This window comes from Methanoculleus sp. UBA291 (genome assembly GCF_002499755.1).
GTDB lineage: Archaea > Halobacteriota > Methanomicrobia > Methanomicrobiales > Methanoculleaceae > Methanoculleus > Methanoculleus palmolei.
Genome location: NZ_DANC01000045.1, coordinates 51,163 through 53,885, shown reverse-complemented (window position 1 = coordinate 53,885; position 2,723 = coordinate 51,163). Strand labels below are relative to the sequence as shown.

The window sequence follows — 2,723 nt, the reverse complement described above, 5'->3', positions numbered from 1 at the left end:
CACCTCGTTCATGCGCACCCGGGGAGGGACCACGGAACCGTGACGGCTATCCCCGATGGGAGCCAACAGCCCTAATGCCCTCCGGGCACATTGTGGGAGCCGGGGTACGACGGCAATCGAACTTCCCGGCCCCCGCGGGATACCGCATGCGGCTTCCCTGATCGAGACGTCGGCGTTCCCACCCATAACGTTTCTGTCCATTTCATAGAACTGTCGCGGCGCCACCCGGGCCGTCGTATTCTCACGATACGCAGGGGACCGGGCAATCCGTCACCAGTATGGCCTCTCTCCAGTAGAAATACACCATGAGCTCCGGCTTGCAGATCTGAGAACCGGTCTGATAGAAATTCTGTAGAATCGCCCCTGATCTCGAAATCTGGCGGAATGATCGGCCCGCCCCCGGCGCGACCCAGCCCCGGGGCGGGAGTGCGCGGCGTGCCGCGCGGACCTCCAAGGAGGTACCGCCGCCCCGAATACCCGGCGGCGACGAAAAACCGGTGGCGGCGGGCGCGCACATCCCTCTTGCCGGCGGCAGTGGGGCCCGGAAATCCCCCGGATAGCGTGATCCCCGGAAATTCGCCCGCCTATCGATCCCCGATGCCACCGGCCCGAGGGATGGCGCAGCGGGGTTGTTTTCCACTGGAAATCTCCAATATTTCCTGGATTAAGGAAATTCGTCTTCAATATGGAGAGAACAGTAGTCCGGACACCTCCGATGACGATTCTATGAAATGGACAGAAAATTTAAGGTCGGGGGTTCGGACGTGGTGCATGATGACAGCATGAGCATAGCGAAGCGCAGTGTGCGCATTGGAAAAAGCATACCGGCCGTTGTCCTGCTCATCGGCCTCCTCCTCGTCCCCGGCGCCATGGCCCTGCACGCCCGACGCGGGCGACGGCATGGATATCCAATCCATCGAAGGCACGATACACCCGGGCGAGTATCAGGCCGTCGAGAAATCGGTGCCCACGGGCGTGAAGACCCTGAAGGTCGACCTCGACTGGAGCGGACACGAGCATCCCGGAACCGATTCGATTACCCTGACCATAACCCCGCCGGAAGGCGCCGTACTCGGCCCGTACCGCGACGGTGTCGACGGAAGGACGGACGAGAAAATCGCCCTTACCCTCTCAGAGTCCGGTTCCCTGCCGTCCGGCACGTGGAAGTTCCTCATCTTCGGAGAAAACGTCCCGGGGGCAGGAACGGAGTATACACTGAATGTGGGGTATTAGTTCTGAGGGAGTCCACCAACTGATGCGGGTTGAATTGCATGGAAAGATGATCCCCTTATTCATCTTTCTGACTCTGGCCCTGCTCCTCCTCTGGAGCCCGGTAGCGGCGAAGATCATCGTCGAACCGGGTCCTCCCGAACTGCCGACCGATGTGACCTATATCGACGACGAGCGGTTCGTGCCGGTCTGGCAGGCCTACACGCCGTCGGAATTCCTCGTCATCGTCCTCCTCATCCACTACCCGCTCCTTGCGATGCCCGTCGAACTCGTCTGCTCCGCCGGCGCCTTTGCGCTCCTCGGCTACCGGTCCTCGCGCCACCCTCTGGCCCATAAGAAGCGGTCCCTGATCTACGCCTGCATCCGGGACCACCCCGGGATCACGTCGATAGAGATCGCCCGCGCCACCGGGATCAACCGCGGGACGACCCGCTACCACCTCCTCCGCCTCCGGGAGGCCGGCCTCGTCAGCGTCGTACACCCGGGCGGCAGAAAGGGCTACTTCCGGAACGGCGATTACGACGCAACCGAAAAGGCGGCCTGCTTCCACCGCAGAAACAGCGTTCGCTGTGAAATCCTCGGCCTGATCCTCGACGGCCCCGGCGTCACGCAGGCGGAGGTAGCCGACGTTACCGGTCTCTCTCGCCCCGTAGCCGCCTGGCACCTCCAACGACTCGTCGACGACGGGCTCGTCGAATCGGACCGCGACGGCCGGACGGTGTGCTATTCACTCACGAGCGAAACGCGTGCGGTCTTTCAGGGTCTGGGCCGGTCCAACGGCAAAGAAGTTCTCGGACCACAGAGCGAAACCGATGCAGCAGACCCCGGAGGGGCGCCGCAGGTCGCACAGACCGCGTTTGTCCATACGGAGAGGCAGGCCTGACCGAAACTCCCTGTTTGTCACGGTGGTGAACTCCCCCCGCTTGCGCAGGGGGTCTTCTCGCCCCGCCTCTTCGACCCCGCGGGGATAAAGAAGGCGTACCTCCGGAGCATGTTCAAGAGGGAAAAATGGTGCCATTTTTCTCGAAAGGTTAATCTGACATTACTTGTATTACAGGTGTAATACAAGTGTATTACAAGTATTACAGGGAAGGGATCAACATGGTGTCTGCGCCAGATATCCGGCATCAAAAAGAGAAGCCTAAAAATATCATCAGTATGGGACTGACCCCGTTCGAGAAACGCGCACTAGAGGCATCTATAAAAAAGAACCGGAAGGCGCTGGAGCTCCTAAGCCAGCACTGAGAAGATATCCATCCTTTTTGTATTTGCGCGAATCCAGTCTTCGATCTCCTCCAGCGAATACCTGCTGTTGCCGTCATCGTCAAGGTCGGCCAGGGTGACCATGAACCGGTCCACCTCTTCCGCGTCTGCATCAAAAATGTACCCGTTTGCGCGCAGTATGAGTACATCCGTAGCCGTATACGCAGTTCGCTTATTCCCCTGCCAGAACCCATGTCCGTTTGTGATTGAGGTGATCCCGAAACACCTCA

At 60.1% G+C, this 2,723-nt stretch carries 4 protein-coding genes; 2 read left to right on the top strand and 2 right to left on the bottom strand.

Translation table 11 applies throughout. The features are described 5' to 3' along the window. The coding region (locus BP737_RS11355) for a hypothetical protein (protein ID WP_342686186.1) at positions 1 to 201 on the bottom strand (201 nt) is incomplete at its 3' end. 699 nt (positions 202 to 900) lie between these two features. On the opposite strand from BP737_RS11355, the gene BP737_RS11350 reads away from it, so the two are divergent. Together BP737_RS11350 and BP737_RS11345 are read left to right on the top strand one after the other, a co-directional pair. Then, positions 901 to 1,233, top strand: coding sequence for a hypothetical protein (locus BP737_RS11350; RefSeq protein ID WP_292407741.1), 333 nt, complete (start codon positions 901 to 903; stop codon positions 1,231 to 1,233). Positions 1,234 to 1,255: 22 nt separating this feature from the next. Then, the gene (locus BP737_RS11345) at positions 1,256 to 2,113 is read left to right on the top strand and encodes a winged helix-turn-helix transcriptional regulator (RefSeq protein WP_292407738.1); all 858 of its coding nucleotides are present in this window, start codon (positions 1,256 to 1,258) and stop codon (positions 2,111 to 2,113) included. Positions 2,114 to 2,460: 347 nt separating this feature from the next. Here BP737_RS11345 and BP737_RS11340 read toward each other — a convergent pair. Then, a partial coding sequence (locus tag BP737_RS11340; protein ID WP_342686185.1) for a type II toxin-antitoxin system death-on-curing family toxin occupies positions 2,461 to 2,723 on the bottom strand: 263 nt, incomplete at its 5' end.